We start from the raw sequence: 16,711 nt of genomic DNA, 5'->3' as shown, positions 1-16,711 counted from the left end.
ACCGGTGACGGTGCGCCGACTGGATGGAATCGCTCCCACTGGGTCCGGCAGACCGTAGCGCCAACAGCCGCCAAGGAAAAGAGGTGTTGAGTAAATTCCTCGCCGATTGCCTTCGACTCTTCACACGCCTTGACGCCGTCGCGCCCCAACTGCACAGTGGGAGCGCTCCCACTGGTTCAAGGCTTGACCGGCCCGCCTCAGCTCTTCGCACCCACCCCCCGAACCGCGAGGAGAACCACCCCCATGACACGAGCACGACGCCGGCCGCTGGCCGCGCTCGCGACGGCCCTCTCCCTCCCCCTCGGCCTCCTGGCCGCCGGTGCCGGCACCGGCACCGCGCGCGCCGCCGACGTGCAGTGCGGCGTCGACTACAGGACCAACGACTGGGGGTCCGGTTTCACCGCCGAGCTGACCCTCACCAACCGGTCCGCCGCACCCCTGAACGGCTGGACCCTGACCTACAGCCACACCGGCGACCAGAGACTCACCAACGGCTGGAACGGCACCTGGTCCCAGTCCGGCAGGAACGTCACCGTGACCAACGCCCCCTGGAACGGCACGCTCGCCGCCGGCGCCGCCGTCACCACCGGCGCCCAGTTCACCTCCGGCGGCACCAACACCGCACCCGCCTCCTTCGCGGTCAACGGCACCCCCTGCTGGGGCGCCCACCCACCTCCGGTGACGGTCCTGACCAGCCCGGCGCCCGGAGCCGTGTACGGCGCGGACGACGCCGTCCCCCTCGCGGCCACCGCCGCCGCGGCCGACGGCGCCACCGTCGGCAAGGTGGAGTTCTACAGCGACACCACGCTCCTCGGCACCGACACCACCGCGCCCTTCACCCATGACGCCACGGGCCTCGCCGCCGGGACCCACTCCCTCTACGCGAAGGCCTACGACAGCCTCGGCGCCTCCGCCGAATCGGTGCCCGTCGGCATCACGGTCGCCGCCGGCCCCGCGCTCGTCGCCTCCCCGGACCGGCTCGGCGTGCGCCAGGGCACCACGGGCACCTTCGACCTGAAACTCTCCACCGCCCCGGCCGCCAACGTCACCGTGAGCGTGGCCCGCGCCTCGGGCGACACCGGCCTCACCGCGACCCCGGCCACCCTCACCTTCACCCCGGCGAACTGGAACACCGCCCAGAAGGTCACCGTCGCCGCCGCGGCCACCGGCACCGGCACCGCCGTCTTCACCGCGACCGCCCCCGGCCACGCCAGGGCCGAGGTCACCGTCGCCCGACTGGCCGCGGACTCCGCGTACGAGGCCCGCTTCCTCGACCTCCACGCGAAGATCACCGACCCGGCCAACGGCTACTTCTCCCCCGAGGGCATCCCCTACCACTCCGTGGAGACCCTGATCGTCGAGGCCCCCGACCACGGGCACGAGACGACCTCGGAGGCCTACAGCTACCTCATCTGGCTCCAGGCCATGTACGGCAGGGTCACCGGCGACTGGACCGCGTTCAACAAGGCCTGGGAGACCATGGAGAAGTTCATGATCCCCACCCACGCCGACCAGCCCACCACCGGCTCCTACAACGCCTCGAAGCCGGCCACGTACGCCCCCGAGTGGGACCTCCCCTCCCAGTACCCGGCGAAGCTCGACCCCGGGGTCGCCTCCGGCTCCGACCCGATCGCGGCCGAGCTGAAGAGCGCCTACGGCACCGACGACATCTACGGCATGCACTGGATCCAGGACGTCGACAACGTCTACGGCTACGGCAACGGACCCGGGAAGTGCTCCGCCGGACCGGCGGCGACCGGCCCCTCGTACATCAACACCTTCCAGCGGGGCCCCCAGGAATCCGTCTGGGAGACCGTCACCCATCCCACCTGCGACACCTTCTCCTTCGGCGGGAGGAACGGCTACCTGGACCTCTTCACCGGGGACGCCTCCTACGCCAAGCAGTGGAAGTTCACCAACGCCCCGGACGCCGACACCCGCGCCGTCCAGGCCGCCTACTGGGCCGACCTCTGGGCCAAGCGGCAGGGCAAGGGCTCCCAGGTCGCCACGACCGTCGGCAAGGCCGCCAAGATGGGCGACTACCTGCGGTACGCCATGTTCGACAAGTACTTCAAGAAGGCCGGGAACTGCGTCGGCCCGACCGCCTGCCCGGCCGGCACCGGCAAGGACAGCGCCCACTACCTGATGTCCTGGTACTACGCCTGGGGCGGTGCCACCGACACCTCCGCCGACTGGTCCTGGCGCATCGGCTCCAGCCACAACCACAGCGGCTACCAGAACCCCCTCGCCGCCCACGCCCTCGGCTCCTACGCCCCGCTCAAGCCCAAGTCGGCGACGGGCGCCGCCGACTGGACCACCAGCCTCGGCCGGCAGCTGGAGTTCTACCGCTGGCTCCAGTCGGACGAGGGCGCCATCGCGGGCGGCGCCACCAACAGCTGGCAGGGCCGCTACGCCACCCCGCCCGCCGGCACCCCCACCTTCCACGGCCTCTTCTACGACGAGAAGCCCGTCTACCACGACCCCGCGTCCAACCAGTGGTTCGGCTTCCAGGCCTGGTCGATGGAACGGGTCGCCGAGTACTACCAGCAGACCGGCGACGCCGAGGCGAAGGCCGTCCTCGACAAGTGGGTGCGCTGGGCCCTGTCCGAGACCACGCTCCACCCCGACGGCACCTACCGCATCCCCTCCACCCTCCACTGGTCCGGCGCGCCCGACACCTGGAACGCGGCGGACCCCGGAGCCAACGCCGGCCTCCACGTCACCGTCGCCGACTACACGAACGACGTCGGCGTCGCCGCCGCCTACGCCAAGACGCTCACCTACTACGCCGCCAAGTCCGGCCACGCCGAGGCCAAGCGCGTCGCCAAGGCCCTCCTCGACGGCATGTGGAACCACCACCGGGACCCGCTGGGCATCGCCGTCCCGGAGACCCGCGCCGACTACCACCGCTTCGACGACCCCGTGTACGTGCCGAGCGGCTGGACCGGCACCATGCCGAACGGCGACGCGGTGAACTCCTCCTCCACCTTCGCCTCGATCCGCTCCTTCTACGAGGACGACCCGGCCTGGCCGAAGATCGAGGCCTACCTGGCGGGCGGCGCCGCCCCCGTCTTCACCTACCACCGGTTCTGGGCCCAGGCGGACGTCGCCCTGGCCATGGGCTCGTACGCGGAGCTGCTCGAATGACAGCCCGCCCCGCCTGAAGAGGGCTCCGCGTACGACGGGGCCGGACGGACCCGGAAGGGACCCGTCCGGCCCCCGGCCGCGTCCGGGGGCCCCGCGCCGACCCGCCTGGACAGTCCGTCGCGCCGCCGCTTAGGGTCGGGAGCCGAATCGTCGGGCGGCCGCCCGGAACACCGGGAACCGTTCAGGAGCACGCACGTGACCACCCACGCCGATCCCGCCCGCCGGGCCGGAGGGCCGGCCGCGGCCTCCGGCCCCGCACCGGCCCGCGGGACCGCCCGCCGGGCCGCGGGCCGGCCCGCCCCGGAGGCCCCGCGCGCCGCGCGGCCCGTCGCGCCGCTCCCGGCGCCGCCCGCCGGCCCCGCGTCCGCGTCCGACCCCGAGGACCACCGTGGCCGCGACGGAATCTGAGGGCGACGACGCGGCCGACTTCCGGGCCTTCTTCGAGCGCCACTACGCCGAACTCGCCCGTCTCGCCCACCTGCTCACCGGCGAGACCGACGCCGCCGACGACCTGGCGGCCGACGCCATGCTCGCCCTGTGGCACCGCTGGGACCGGGTCCGCGCCGCCGACCATCCCGCCGCCTACGCCCGGGGCGTCGTCGCCAACCTCGTCCGCACCCGCATCCGGAGCACCGTGCGCGAGAGGCGCAGGATCGCCGCCTTCTGGGACCGGCGCCCCGAGCACACCGAGGGACCGGACGTCCCCGCCGTCCTCGACGTCCGGACCGCGCTGCGCGCCCTGCCGTTCCGCAAACGCGCCTGCGTCGTGCTCCGGCACGCCTTCGACCTCTCCGAACGCGACACCGCCCTCGCGCTCGGGATCTCGGTCGGTACCGTCAAGAGCCAGACCGCCAAGGGCATGGCGGAACTCCAGCGGCTGCTCGGCGAACGGGCCGCGACCGAACTCGCCGTCGGGAGGCGCTGATGGACGAGACACGGCTCCGCCGCGAACTGCGCGAGGCGGCCCTCGCCCACCGGCCCGACCACGCCCGCATCCTGGCCCGGGTGGAACGCGGTCTCGCCGCGCCCGCCCCCGCGTCCCGCCCGCCGCGCCCCCCGTCCCGGTGGACCGCCCGCCGCTGGACGGCGGTCGCCGCCGCGACGGCGGCCGTCGCCGGCGCCGTCGGCCTCGGCGGACTCGCGTCGACCGCGCTGAACGACCGGCCCGCCCAGCCCGCCGGCCCCGCCCCCACCCTGACCGCGCCCGGCCCGGCGGCACGGGCGGCCGGCACGATCGCCCCCGGCGGCAACCGCTGGTGGGCGCAGAGCGACCTCGGCGTGACGACCGGGTCCCCGGTCACCGGGCTCGTCGTCGAGGTGCGGATCGCCCGCACCCCCGGAGTCGTGAGCACCGGCCACTGGCGCACCCGCCCCGCCGAGGACTTCACCGTGGAGGTGACGGAGGAGCCCGGCTTCCTGGTCTACCGGTGGACCCTCAAGGAGGGCCGGACCGTACCGCCGGGCCCGCACGTCTTCGCGGCCCAGTACAACCACGCAGAAGGGGAGCGGGACGCGTCGGCCGACCGGTACGACGTCGTCCTGACCGGCCCCGACGGCGGCCGGACCACCCTCAGGGGCGGTTTCGGGGCGGCCCCGGTGGCGTGACGGGACGGCGGGGCCGGGGCCGTCCGCGTGGAGAGTTTGAGAGGACCGGCCGGTCGGCCACCATGGGGGGATGAGCCACGGATTCGAGACCCGCACCCTGGACGTCACCACCGGCACGACGGAGACGGTCCACGACCTGACCCGGGAATGCGCCTCCTTCCTGGCGGAGGTGGCGCAGGGCCGGGACGGACTCCTCAACGTCTTCACCCCGCACGCGACCGCGGGAGTGGCGCTGATCGAGACCGGCGCGGGAAGCGACGACGACCTGCTGGCGGTCCTCCACCACCTCCTCCCCGCCGACGAACGCTGGCAGCACCGCCACGGAAGCCGGGGCCACGGCCGGGACCACGTCCTGCCGGCCCTCGTCCCCCCGCACGCCACGCTCCCCGTGATCGGCGGCGAACTGGCCCTCGGCACCTGGCAGTCGGTGTGCCTGGTGGACACCAACAAGGACAATCCGCACCGTCAGGTACGGCTGAGCTTCCTGGGGTGAGGAGCCGCTTCGGCAGGCCCCCGGGGCCGGTCCCGCCGGCCCCGGAGGAAGGCCGCGTCCGGTTCCCGTCAGTCGGGGAAGGAGAAGTAGAGCGCCTCGCCGTAGAAGGACGCGAAGTGCCGCTGCCAGTCGGCCCGGACCGAGGCCAGCCAGTCGTCGTCCCGGCCGGCGATCGCCGCCTCGGCACGGGCGACGGCGTCGGGGATGTCCTCGGACACCAGACGCCGCACGCTCGCCGCCGGGTCGTCGTCCGACATCGAGACGATCTCCCCGGTCTCCAGGAGGAAGTACGTCGCCCGCTGCTTCTCGAGGTGGGCCGTGGTCCTGGCGACGCATTCGGTGAACCCGGCGTCGCCCTCCAGGCCCTTGCCGACCACGCGCAGGAGGTCACGGAGCAGGGCCGCCCCGTCGTCGTAGTCCGCGGCGATGCCGATCGGGTGATTCCAGATCATGGACGGAACGATCGTCGTTCCGCGTCCCGCCATGAGCTTGTGCGCGAGCGGGACGTCCCAGTTGTGCTCCGATATGCACCGGATCGGCCGGGGGACCTCCGTCTCGTTCGGCATCGAGTCCGCGGAGTAGAGATAGGAACGGTTCGCCATAGTGGTGAAGCTAGCACCGGGGTCCGACAACGCCGGCGCCGTCGGACTCCTCCCTCGCGGCCGGCCCCGGGTGAGCCCCGGCCGGGACGGCTGCCGGCCCGCTTCCCGCACCACGGCTCCGGGTGCTCTCCGCTCTTCGTTCCCCGGCTTTCCGTCCTCCGCTCCCCGCTCCCCGCTCCCGGTCCCTTCGGCCCTGGCGGCGCGGGCCGCTTCCGTCCAGGGGGACGACGGACCGCGACGCGCTCACTCTCCGCATCCGAAGGCATCCCTTTCGTAGCGGAGTGTGGTTAGCTTCGAGGTGTGAGATGCCTGTGGCGGCAGACCCGGTCCTTCCCGCCGGCGGTGCGGCTGCTCATGCTGAACCAGTTCCTCGGCAACCTCGGTTTCAACATGCTCATGCCGTATTTCGCCACCCATCTGACGGACGGCCTCGGGCTCGCGGCATGGGCGGTCGGACTCGTGCTGGGTGTCCGTCACTTCTCCCAGCAGGGCATGTTCCTCGTCGGCGGCACGATCGCCGACCGCCTCGGCCACCGGGTGCCCGTCGTGGCGGGCTGCCTCCTGAGGACCGCCGGCTTCGGCATGCTCGGCTGGGTGCACAGCCTCCCGGCGCTGATCGCGGCCTGTGCGGCGACCGGGTTCGCCGGGGCGCTGTTCAACCCCGCCGTCCGCGCCTCCCTGGCCGCCGCCGCGGGCGAGCGGCGGGTGGAGGCCTTCGCCGTGTTCAACGTCTACTACCAGTCCGGACTGCTCCTGGGGCCGCTCGTCGGGCTCTGCCTGCTGGCCGTCGACTTCCGGCTGGTGTGCGGGGTGGCGGCGGCCGTCTTCGCGGTGCTCACCGTGCTCCAGTGGCGTGCGCTGTCCGAGGGGCGCGGTTCCGCGGCGCGTGCCGTCGGGGGCGGCGTCCCGGCGCAGTGGCGCGCGGTCGTGACCAATCGGCCGTTCCTGCTCTTCTCCGGCGCGATGGCCGGATCGTACGTACTGGCCTTCCAGGTCTACCTGGCGCTGCCGCTCGCGGCGGCCGACTTCCTGGGCACGGGCGGAACCCTCGTCACCTGCGGACTGTTCGTCGTCTCGGCGGCGGTGGCCGTCGCGGGCCAGCTCCGGCTCACCGGCTGGGCGAAGGAGCGGTGGGACTCCGGCACCGCGCTGGTGCGCGGGCTGGCCGTGATGGGGGTGGCCTTCATGCCGCTCGCGCTGGTCCGGCCCGGGTGGCCGGCCGGACGGGTGGGCTGTCTCGTCGTGGCGGTGGTGCTGCTCGCCGCGGGGTCCGCGGTCGTCTACCCGTTCGAGATGGACACGGTGATGGCGCTGTCCGGAGGCCGTTTCGTCGCCACCCACTACGGCTTCTACAACACCGTTTCCGGCCTCGGCGTCACCGTCGGCAACCTCGGTACCGGCGCCCTGTGGGACCTCGCCCGGCGGCACGCGGCCGTGATGGCCCTGACCTGGGGCCTCCTGGCCGTCCTCGGTCTGGCGTGCGCGGCGGCGGTGGCGGCTCTCGCGCGCGGCGGTCACCTGAACGGGCGACGGGCGGAGGCCGCCGCCGTGCCGGCCTGACGACCGGCCCGCGACCGCCGATCGCGCGGCGCGGGCCGCCCTCCCGCCACATGGCTCGTTTCGCGGGGGTGCCGTCCCGTGCCGTGCCTTCCATACTGCCGGGAGATCCAGGCACGAACAGTGACAGCCCCCGTGACACGGTCTGCGTGAAAGGAACCCCCTTGCGCGAGACGGACGGCATTCGAGGCGCCGAGGTCGGCCCGACCGGATCGAGCGTGCGATGGCAGGTGGTCGCCCTGCTGTTCGTGGCCGTCGTCATCAACTACGTGGACCGGTCGAGCCTCGCGGTGGCGCTCCCGGTCCTGTCGAAGGAGTTCGGCTTCGACGCCGGCGTGTCCGGGCTCGTCCTGGGGGCGTTCTTCTGGACGTACGCGGCGTTCCAGATCCCCTGCGGGCGGCTGGTCGACCGGTTCGGGGCGCGCCGGGTGCTGGCCGCCGCCGCGACGGCGTGGTCGCTGGTCACCATGGCGACGGGCCTCTCCGCCGGCTGGGTCTGGCTGCTGGGCTTCCGCGTCCTCCTCGGCGTCGCCCAGGCCGCGATGTTCCCCGCCGGGACCAGCTGCATGGCGCTCTGGTTCCCGCGTGACGAGAGGGCGCTGGCCAGCGGGCTGTACGACAGCGGCGCCCGGGTGGGCACCCTGGTGACGCTCCCGGTGTTCGCCGTGCTGATGGCGGTGGCGGGCTGGCGGGGGGCCTTCGCCCTGGTGGGGGCCGTGGGTGTGGTCTGGGCGCTGGTGTGGTGGCGGATGTTCCGCGACCGGCCCGGCGAGCACCCGGGCGTGTCGGCGGCGGAACTGCGCCACATACGCCGGGCGGAACCGGACCCGCCCGCCGGCGCGTCCCCGGCCCGGGCGCCCGGCTGGCGCGTGGTCCTGCGCAGCCGCGCCGTCTGGGGCACGGTCGTCGCCGTCGTCGCCCAGTCGTACGTCATCTACTTCTTCATCACCTGGTTCCCGTCGTACCTGGTCGACGACCGCGGCTTCACCCTGCTCGAACTGGGCTTCTTCGGGACGATTCCGGGGCTCGCGGCCATCGGCGGGAACTGGCTCGGCGGATGGGCGTCGGACGCCCTCGTCAAGCGGGGCCGGACGCTCACGTTCGCGCGGAAGTCCTGCGGGGCGGGCGGACTGCTCGTGTCCGCGTCCGTGGGGGCGGCGGCCGTCGTGCCCGGCGCGGGCGCGGCCCTCGCCCTGCTCTCGCTGTCGTTCGCCGGGGTGTCGTTCGCGACGTCCGTGCTGCTGACCATCCCGGCGGACCTCTCGCCCCCGGGAACGCCGCTGGCGGGAACCCTGCAGAGCCTGCAGAACACCTTCTCGGGCCTGGCCGGCATCGCCTCGCCCCTCGTCGTCGGCGTGCTGAAGGATGCCACCGGGTCGTTCGTCCCCGGGCTGCTCTCCGCCGCTTCGGTCGCGGTCCTGGGCAGCCTCGCCCTCCTCGTCGTCGTGGACCGGATCGACGCCGACGTGCTCGTGGCCGGCGGAGGCGCTCTGGTGCCCGGAGGCGGGACCGGGCAGTCTGGCAGCGGCGTCCCGCACGGCGACGGCGGACAGGAGGTGCGGTGATGGCGGACGAGGTGATCCCGCGGGTGGCGCGCGGGTGGATCGACGACCGGGCCTTCGCGGTCCTGGGCATCCCCCGGGCGGACGGGCCTCCCCACCTGTCGGTGGTGTGGTGCATGACGGACGGGGACGAGGTGCTGGTCAGCACCCTGCGCGAGCGGCTCAAGTACCGGCTCCTGGAGCGGGACCCCCGCGCGACGCTGCTGGTGTACCCGCGCGAGAACCCCAACTCGTACGTCTCCCTGGAAGGCACGGTCGCCTTCCGGGAGGAGGGCGCCGCCGACCTCGTCCAGGCACTGGCCATGAGGTACAAGGGGCGCCCCTACCCGGAGGAACCCGGCGTGGAGCGGGTGACGGTGCGGCTGAGGCCCGAGCGGGTCTTCGTCAGGGAGCGTCCTGCCGCAGGCCGGTGAGGGGGAGTTCCCGGCCGGTCCGCGCCGCCTCGGCGGCCACCGTGGCCACGTACGCGGCCGTGTGGGCCTCCCGCAGGGTCGCCGCCCTCGGCGCCTTCCCGTGGGCGCAGCACTCGGTGAAGTGCTCGTGCAGGGCGACGAATCCGGCGTCGTCGTCCTCGAGGACGTCGGCGTGCGGGGGACGGGCGCCGTCGGCCGGGGCCGTCTCGACGCGGAAGTGCCGGGCGTGGAAGCGTCCCCGCTCGAAGGCGGCGGAGCCGGCGGAGCCGACGACGTCGAGGCTGCCGAAGGGGACGTGCGGGTCGCTGATCCACGACCCCTCGACGGTTCCCACGGCACCGCCGGGGAAACGGAGGAGCACCGTGGCGGCGTCGGCGACACCGCCGCGCCCCGTGTGGGTCATGGCCGCCACGGAGAGGGGCGGCTCGCCCACCATCCAGATGATCTGGTCGATGCCGTGGACCAGGGACTCCACGATGATGCCGCCGCTGCGCCCCTCGTGCCACAGCCAGTCGCCCTCCCGGTCCCGCAGGCTGTACATGCGGTGGTAGGCGTGGGCGATGCTGCCCAGCTCCCCGGCCGCGATGCGGTCGCGGAGCCGCTGGAGCGGCGGTACGAAGCGGAAGTGGTACGGCACCATCACCGTGAGGCCCCGGCTCTCGGCCAGTCCGGCGAGGCGCGGGATGCCGTCGGGGCGCAGACCGACCGGCTTCTCGACCACCAGGTGCTTGTCCGCGCGCAGGACCGCTTCGGCGATCTCCAGGTGGGTGTCGGGAGGGGTGCACACCACCACGGCGTCGACCCCCGGGTCGGTGAGGACGTCGTCGAGGTGGTCGGTGACGCCGGCGGTGCCGAAGTCGGCGGACACGCGCCGGGGCGTGCCGGGCTCCACGACGACCCGGACCAGCTCCGCCCTCCCGACCCGTTTCAGCACCCTGGCGTGTCGTCCGGCGGACCAGCCGCTTCCCACGATCGCGTAGCGGATCATGCGCTTCCTCCCGGGGTCGTGTCGTCCTTCGTGCCGTGGACGGCCGTGGCCGCACGGCCGGCCAGCTGCTCGGCGGTGAGTCCCGTCGCGCGCAGCAGATCGGTGTAGTCGCCGGAGCCCGGCGGGGCGGTGAGGTCGCACCGTACGAGACGGGGACGGGCACCGCCCGCCGGGTCGGACGTGAGGGCCTCGTCGAGGGCCGCCGCGAGGCCACCGGGGCGGTGCTGGTCCTCGGCGGCGAGCACGACGGGGAACCCGCGCAGGACGGCGGCGAGTTCCGGCGGTACGGGGGACAGGCGGCCCACGTGCAGGGCCGCCGCCGGGATGCCGTGGTGCCGGGTCAGGAACCGGGCCGCCTGCTGGACCTGCTCGCTCAGGGCGCCGTGGGCGCAGAACAGGACGCGGCCGTCCGGGGGCGGCGGGGTCAGCCAGCGGACGGGCGCCCAGGAACGGTCCCCGGCCGCCGGCGGCCCGTCCAGGTGGACGGGCCGCCGGACGAGCCGCACCCAGCGGGGCCCGGGACGGGTGGCGCAGTGGGCGGCCAGGGCCCGCGCGTCCGCCGCGTCCGAGGGGGCGACGACCTCCATGCCGGGGACGGCCCGCAGGAGGGCGGCGTCCTCGGTGGCGTGGTGCTGGACGCCGTCCCGGCCCGCGCTGAGCCCGGTCATGCCGGCCAGGAAGGTGACGTCGGCGTCGTGAAGGGCGACGAGGGACCGGATCGGTTCCAGGGCCCGCAGGGAGAGGAACGCGGCGAACCCGGCGACGACGACCTTGAGCCCGCCGCGCCACAGGCCGAACGCGGCGGCGGCCGCGGTGGCCTCGGCCACCCCGACGTCCAGGACGCGGTCCGGGTGGCGGCGGGCGAAGTCGCCGAGCCGGAACGACAGGGTGGCGTCACAGGTGACGATCACGAACGGGTCGGGGCCCCGGAGGAGTTCACCGCACAGGGTGTGCGTGAACGCCTCCAGCTGCGTCTCCTCGGGGGCGGACAGGGCGCTCACCTCCGGCCCGCGTGGCGCTCGGCGTACATCTGGAAGTCCGGGGACATGGTGTCGGCGGCGAGCAGGACGTTGAGGAGGGTCGGCCGGTCGGCGTCCAGCCCGGCCGCGAGGGCCTGCGCGAAGGACGCGTCGTCCCGCACGGTGCGCGCGTACCAGCCGAAGGCCCGTGCCACGGCGGTCCAGTCGGTGGCGGCGAACCGGTCGAGCAGGCCGGGCCGGCGCAGTCCGACCGCCGAGACCCGGTCGAGCAGCCCGAAGGCGTTGTCGTTGAGGAGGACGAAGACGAGACGGGCTCCGACACGGACGGCGGTCTCCATCTCCTGGCAGGCGAGGGCGAAACCGCCGTCGCCGCCGATGCCGACGACGGTGCGTCCCGGCTGGGCGACGGCCGCCCCGACGGCGGCCGGCAGGGCGTAGCCGATGCTGCCGCTGCCGCGCGGGGCGACGACCGAGCGGCCCGCGCTTCGGGCACGGAAGTGGGCACCGGCCCAGCTGCAGGCGCGGGAGGCGTCGGCGACCAGGACGGTGTCGTCCGGGCAGGCCCGCTCCACGGCCCGGACGAGGGCGCCGGGCGCCGGGGGCGTGGTGTCGTGCGGCTCGTCGAGGAGGGCACCCGTCGTGCCCGTCCAGGCGGGAGCGCCCCGCCAGCCGGCGGCGCGCAGGGCGCCCTCCAGGTCGGCGAGGGCCGCCGCGGCGTCGGCGTGCAGCACGCACCGGGGGGACAGGACGCGGCCCAGTTCCTCCTCGTCGACGTCCACCTGGACGCAGACGGCGCCCGGCGCGGGGAGGCGCCCGAAGCCGGTGGACTTGTCGCCCGCCTTGCTGCCGACCCAGAGCACCAGGTCGGCGCGGGCGGCGAGGGCGTTGGCCGCCGTCGAGCCCTTGGCGCCGATGACGCCGAGGCTGTGGGGGTGGGTCTCGGCGAGGGTGCCCTTGCCGTTGAACGTCGTGGCCACCGGGACGCGGAACGCGTCGGTGAAGGCGGCCAGCCGGTCGTAGGCCCGGGACAGGTGGACGCCGCCGCCGGCCACCAGCAGGGGCCGCCGCGCCGCGGCGAGCAGACCGGCGGCCTCGGTCACCGCTCCCGCGTCGGGGCGGAGCCGGGACGGGGCGGGCAGGACTGCGGGCGGCGAGGGGGTGGGCCCGGCTCCGGCCAGCAGGTCGGAGGGGACGTCGAGGTGGACGGGGCCCGGCCGCCCCGTCGTCGCCAGCCGGACCGCCCGGACGGCCAGGGCGGGCAGGCGGGCGGCGTCCGGCACGGCGAGGGTGGCCTTGACGCACGGCCGGAACATCTCCTGGTGGCGGCAGGCCGCCGTCGGCCACTGGTCCTCCTGGCCGAGCGGCACGCCGCTGGTCAGCGCGACCAGCGGTATCGAGCTGTTGTACGCCTCGTGCAGGGCGGGCAGCAGCAGCGGCGAGCCGATGCCGCCGGGGGCGTCGACGACGGCGGCCTTCCCGGTGAACCGCGCGCTGGCGTCGGCCATGTAGCCGGCGGCGGTCTCGCTGCGGGCCATCACGTGGTGGACCCCGGCGCGGCGCATGGCGGCGTACAACGGCAGGGTCGACTCGCCGGGCAGGCCGAAGAACGACTCGACCCCCGCGTCCCGCAGGGCCTCGACGAGGCTGTCGGCTCCGGTACGTGTCACGTTGTCCTCCTGGGGACGGTTCGGCCGGCGCGCGGACGGCCGGAGGACGCGCCGAGGGCGCCCTCGGCGGTCCGCAGCTCCGCGCCGAGCGCGCGTTCCGCCCTGTCGAGCGTGTCGTCGTCAGGGATCCAGCTCATGGGGACGGGCTTCCGCTCGACGGCGGGGACGCCGCTGCCGCGGACGGTGGGGGCCCACAGCACGGCGGGGCCCGCGGGGGCGTTCAGCAGGCGGCCGATCCCGGCGTCCAGACCGGCGAGGTCGTGGCCGTCGACCGCGGCGAAGACGGGGGCGGTGGCGGCCAGCATCCGCCGGGTGACGTCCCCTCCCCGGGTCGTGCCGCCCGACTGGTGGCCGTTGGCGTCCACGACGAGGAGGAGGTTGCGCAGCCCGGCGCGCACGGCCCACAGATAGCCCTCCAGGGCGATGCCGGCCTGGAGTTCGCCGTCCCCCGTGACGACGGCGACGCGGCCCCCGCCGCCCCGGAGGGCGAGCCCGTGGGCCAGCCCGGCCGCCGCCGGGACGCCCAGGCCGAGGGAGCCGGTGGTCATCCCGGCACCGGGCAGGAACCGCAGGCTGGGGTGCCCCTGGTAACGGCCGCCGAGGGACGCGTACGTCCCGTCCCCCTCCCATCCGGCCACGGCCGCGTACAGGGCGGGGGCCGCGTGCCCCTTGGACAGGACGAGACGGTCGTGGTCCGGCGTCTCCGTACCGCCGTGCGCCGCGAGGTCCAGGTGCTCGACCAGTACGGCGAGGAGGTCGGCGACCGACAGGCAGGACCCCAGGAACCCCCAGCGGGCGCCGCGCACCGCCCGCACCGAGGCGAGCCGCAGGCGCAGGGCACGGGCCCGGAGGCGGGCCGCCCGCTCCGCGTCGCGTCGCGCGTCAGCCATCGGCCCGCCCGTCCCGTTCGCCGCCGGTCAGGTTGACGAGGACGGGTTCGTCCCGGCCGATCCCGCCGCGGGCCGCCAGCTGCGCGACTCCCGCGAGGGCCGCCGCGGCCGCGAAGCACACCTCGATGCCCTCGTCCTCGGCGAGCAGGCGGCGCGCCCGGACCATCTCGTCGTCGGAGACCGCCGCGAAGCTTCCGCCGGTCCCGGTGGTGATGGCCCTCATGAACGGGTAGGTGTTGCTCGGGTCTCCGCGCAGGATGGCCTTGGCGAGCCCCTGGGGCCGGCGCAGGACGTGGTGCGGCAGGATCCGGTCGCTGCCGTCCCGGTCCGCGTGCCACATGGGCGCGCAGCTGAGCTGCTGGACGCAGACGAAGCGCGGCAGCGCCGGCAGGCGGCCCATCGCGAGGTACTCCCGCGCCCCCTTGTGCGCCCCGTACACGCCCATGCCGCTGCTGACCGCCTGGAACACCACGGCGGGGGGACGCGGCATCTGGTCGTACGCCTCCAGATAGGCGAGCTTGAGCCCCTCCCGGCGGCCGGAGTTGAAGAACCCGCCCTCGAAGAGGAGGCCCTGCTCGGCGGCGAAGGCCCGGCCCGCCGCGGCGGCCCCCACGAAGTCGTCGTCGACGACGTGCAGTTCGACCCCGGGGTGGTCGGTGTACTGGTGACGGTCCACGAAGTCGCGCCCGGTGAAGAGGTGGACCTTCATGGCGTGGGTGAACCGCAGCCCCCAGGCGAAGGACGTGGAGCTGTTGCCGGTGGAACTGGCCACGAACTCGCTGACGCCCTGCTCCTGGAGCACGGCGAGCACGCACGCCGCCATCCGGTCCTTGGTGGTGCGGGTGGCGTTGCGCGTCTCGTCCTTGAGGTAGAGGCGGTCGAGCCCGAGCCGGGAGCCGAGGACGCGGGCGCGGACGCACGGGGTGTTGCCGTCGCCGATGTGGAGGACGGAGTCGGGCCGGTGCAGCGGAAGGAGGTCGAAGTACCGCGCGGACGGCACCTCCTCGTCCTCGCGCACCCGGGCCGTCGTCACGTCGTAGACGGGGTCGAGGAGGCCGCCGCAGGAGCAGCGGGGATCGACGGCGGCGTACGGGCGGGAGGCGCCGCAGCGGACGCACACCGCCCGGAAGTCCTTGGTGGTCATCGGGGCTCCCCCGTGGGAACGGTGAGGGCGGCCGGTCCGGCCGCGGAACGGGCGTCGGCCGGAGACGTCACACGGAGCCGTCCGCCGGGGGAAAGCCCCCGCTGCCGTCCGGTCCGGCGGTCCTCGGACAGCAGGACCACGTTCATGTGGTTGGGCAGATGGGTGTCGTCGAAGCCCAGGATGTGCCCGAGGAGCGTCCCGTCCGCCGTGTGGACCGCGTCGCCGACCGCGAGCAGCCCGCCCGTGAACTCGGCGAAGCCCAGGTAGGACACCTCGTCGACCCGGTCGCCGCCGGCGGGCGGCGGTGCGGGGGTGGTCATGAGCTCGTGGACGGTGCCGGCCGGGACGGCGCGGGTCCGCCAGCGCTCCAGCCTCATGCCGCGGCTGAACCTGCGGTGCTCCATCACGGCGACCCACCGGCCGGTCAGGGCGGAGCGCGGCCAGCGCGTGGCGTCCGGCAGGTCGGGGACGGCCTCGCCGATGTGCCTCCGCCCGAGTTCACCGGCGACGGTGCGGGCCGCGCCGGCGTCGTAGCCGTCCACGGCGATCCAGGGGCGGGCGCGGATCTCCTCCGCGAGGGCGGTGCCGGCGGGGGCCCGCGGGGTCGCGCCGATGCCGTGCCAGGCCGGGAAGCGGGCGGCGGACACCCCGGCCGCCTCGCGCAGTGCCGTCTCCGGGCCGTCTCCGCGCGGTCCGACGAGGAGGGCGAGGGGCGCCCGTCCGAGCATCCGGCAGCCCAGGGCCTCCGCGAGTTCGTCCGGGGTGAACTCCGCCGTGCCCCGCGGGCGGCCGGGCGCGGTTCCGGGCGCGGCCAGTTCCGGGTGGTCGGCCAGGCACACGTGCCGGGCCAGGGGAGGGGTCCGCCGCAGCAGGCCCACGGGCAGTTCGCACGGGGAGGGCAGGGCGCGCAATCGCAAGCCGCCCGGCGCGTCCGGATCCCGGGTGAGCTGGACGGACGACCAGGACAGCAGGGCCTGTCCGTGCTCGTGGAGCAGGGGGACCGTCGCGGCGGCCGTTCCTTCGCCGGGATCGAGCAGGAGCGCCGCCCCGGTGGCCGCGCCGACGGCGGCGCCCGCGAGGACCGGGCCGTCCTGCGCGGCGAGCGCGGTGAGCAGCGCGGCGGTCAGGGCGGCCGGCTCGGTCAGGGACCGGGGGTCGTCGCGCCGCCCCGCGTACAGGACGGAACGGGTCGCCGCGTCCGTGACGAAGCGGTCCGCCCTGCCGGGCATCCGCACCAGGCGGAACCCGTCGGCGCCGCTGAGCGCGGCGACGCGTCCTTCGCGCCCGCCGTGCAGGGGCAACGGTTCGGCGGGTCCGCCGCCGGGGGCGGCGAGCCGGTCCAGCCGGTCCGGGTCGAGCGGTACGGCCACGCACACCGCGTCCGGCGGCGGTTCACCGGTGCCGGGGTCCGAGGACACGTGCGCCGGGCGCAGGGCCGCGACGGCGTAGCCGATGACGGCCGGGTCGCTGCTCAGCAGCCGGACCCGGCGCGGACCGGCGGCGAAGTCGGCGGCGTGGCCGGGCTCGGCGCCCAGACCGGTGGCGAGGCCGGTGAGCGGAAGGGCATGGTTCTCGGCAGCGATCACGGGGTTCCCCTCTTCTCGCTGGATGACGGTGCCGGAGTGGTGGAGCCGTGGGCGGAGCGGGGCGGGGCGGGGCGGGG

The 16,711-nt window shown here is 74.9% G+C and carries 14 protein-coding genes; 7 read left to right on the top strand and 7 right to left on the bottom strand.

Features of this window, described 5'->3' with window-relative positions:
• Nucleotides 1-243: 243 nt before the first annotated feature.
• The 4 genes from ACZ3IL_RS13545 to ACZ3IL_RS13530 all read left to right on the top strand — a co-directional run bounded on the left by ACZ3IL_RS13545 (nucleotide 244) and on the right by ACZ3IL_RS13530 (nucleotide 5,245).
• Nucleotides 244-3,147, top strand: a complete 2,904-nt coding sequence (locus ACZ3IL_RS13545) for a glycoside hydrolase family 48 protein (protein ID WP_467389806.1) — start codon at nucleotides 244-246, stop codon at nucleotides 3,145-3,147.
• A 388-nt stretch (nucleotides 3,148-3,535) separates the two neighbouring features.
• The gene (locus tag ACZ3IL_RS13540) at nucleotides 3,536-4,072 is read left to right on the top strand and encodes a SigE family RNA polymerase sigma factor (protein ID WP_467389804.1); all 537 of its coding nucleotides are present in this window, start codon (nucleotides 3,536-3,538) and stop codon (nucleotides 4,070-4,072) included.
• Nucleotides 4,072-4,752, top strand: a complete 681-nt coding sequence (locus ACZ3IL_RS13535; protein ID WP_467389802.1) for a hypothetical protein — start codon at nucleotides 4,072-4,074, stop codon at nucleotides 4,750-4,752. The genes ACZ3IL_RS13540 and ACZ3IL_RS13535 overlap by 1 nt, the downstream gene beginning before the upstream one ends.
• Before the next feature lie 70 nt (nucleotides 4,753-4,822).
• Nucleotides 4,823-5,245 (top strand): secondary thiamine-phosphate synthase enzyme YjbQ, encoded by a 423-nt coding sequence (locus ACZ3IL_RS13530; protein WP_467389800.1) that lies wholly within the window; start codon nucleotides 4,823-4,825, stop codon nucleotides 5,243-5,245.
• A 68-nt stretch (nucleotides 5,246-5,313) separates the two neighbouring features.
• Here ACZ3IL_RS13530 and ACZ3IL_RS13525 read toward each other — a convergent pair whose 3' ends face one another.
• A complete protein-coding gene (locus tag ACZ3IL_RS13525; RefSeq protein WP_467389798.1) occupies nucleotides 5,314-5,847 on the bottom strand; it encodes a DUF7822 domain-containing protein in 534 nt (177 codons plus the stop codon).
• 300 nt (nucleotides 5,848-6,147) lie between these two features.
• On the opposite strand from ACZ3IL_RS13525, the gene ACZ3IL_RS13520 reads away from it, so the two are divergent.
• The 3 genes from ACZ3IL_RS13520 (at nucleotide 6,148) to ACZ3IL_RS13510 (ending at nucleotide 9,379) form a co-directional block, all read left to right on the top strand.
• Nucleotides 6,148-7,407, top strand: coding sequence for an MFS transporter (locus ACZ3IL_RS13520; protein WP_467389796.1), 1,260 nt, complete (start codon nucleotides 6,148-6,150; stop codon nucleotides 7,405-7,407).
• A gap of 161 nt (nucleotides 7,408-7,568) precedes the next feature.
• A complete protein-coding gene (locus ACZ3IL_RS13515) occupies nucleotides 7,569-8,969 on the top strand; it encodes an MFS transporter (protein WP_467389794.1) in 1,401 nt (466 codons plus the stop codon).
• Nucleotides 8,969-9,379, top strand: coding sequence for a PPOX class F420-dependent oxidoreductase (locus ACZ3IL_RS13510; RefSeq protein WP_467389792.1), 411 nt, complete (start codon nucleotides 8,969-8,971; stop codon nucleotides 9,377-9,379). Before ACZ3IL_RS13515 ends, ACZ3IL_RS13510 begins: the two co-directional genes overlap by 1 nt.
• Here ACZ3IL_RS13510 and ACZ3IL_RS13505 read toward each other — a convergent pair.
• The 6 genes from ACZ3IL_RS13505 to ACZ3IL_RS13480 are packed head-to-tail and all read right to left on the bottom strand — an operon-like array spanning nucleotide 9,351 to nucleotide 16,634.
• Nucleotides 9,351-10,367, bottom strand: coding sequence for a Gfo/Idh/MocA family protein (locus ACZ3IL_RS13505; RefSeq protein WP_467389790.1), 1,017 nt, complete (start codon nucleotides 10,365-10,367; stop codon nucleotides 9,351-9,353). The genes ACZ3IL_RS13510 and ACZ3IL_RS13505 overlap by 29 nt on opposite strands.
• Nucleotides 10,364-11,368: a transketolase family protein gene (locus ACZ3IL_RS13500; protein ID WP_467389788.1), complete on the bottom strand. Its 1,005-nt coding sequence runs from the start codon at nucleotides 11,366-11,368 to the stop codon at nucleotides 10,364-10,366. Before ACZ3IL_RS13500 ends, ACZ3IL_RS13505 begins: the two co-directional genes overlap by 4 nt.
• Nucleotides 11,365-13,014, bottom strand: a complete 1,650-nt coding sequence (locus ACZ3IL_RS13495; protein WP_467389786.1) for a thiamine pyrophosphate-binding protein — start codon at nucleotides 13,012-13,014, stop codon at nucleotides 11,365-11,367. Before ACZ3IL_RS13495 ends, ACZ3IL_RS13500 begins: the two co-directional genes overlap by 4 nt.
• On the bottom strand, nucleotides 13,011-13,904 hold the full coding sequence (locus ACZ3IL_RS13490; RefSeq protein WP_467389784.1) for a hypothetical protein: 894 nt from the start codon (nucleotides 13,902-13,904) through the stop codon (nucleotides 13,011-13,013). The genes ACZ3IL_RS13495 and ACZ3IL_RS13490 overlap by 4 nt, the downstream gene beginning before the upstream one ends.
• On the bottom strand, nucleotides 13,897-15,048 hold the full coding sequence (locus ACZ3IL_RS13485) for a threonine synthase (protein ID WP_467389782.1): 1,152 nt from the start codon (nucleotides 15,046-15,048) through the stop codon (nucleotides 13,897-13,899). Before ACZ3IL_RS13485 ends, ACZ3IL_RS13490 begins: the two co-directional genes overlap by 8 nt.
• Entirely contained in the window at nucleotides 15,045-16,634 is a 1,590-nt protein-coding gene (locus tag ACZ3IL_RS13480; RefSeq protein ID WP_467389780.1) for a DUF6917 domain-containing protein, read from the bottom strand. Before ACZ3IL_RS13480 ends, ACZ3IL_RS13485 begins: the two co-directional genes overlap by 4 nt.
• Nucleotides 16,635-16,711: the final 77 nt, after the last annotated feature.

It is taken from the genome of Streptomyces sp. NPDC014907 (assembly GCF_055562975.1).
This window is presented reverse-complemented; position numbering and strand designations above follow the sequence as displayed.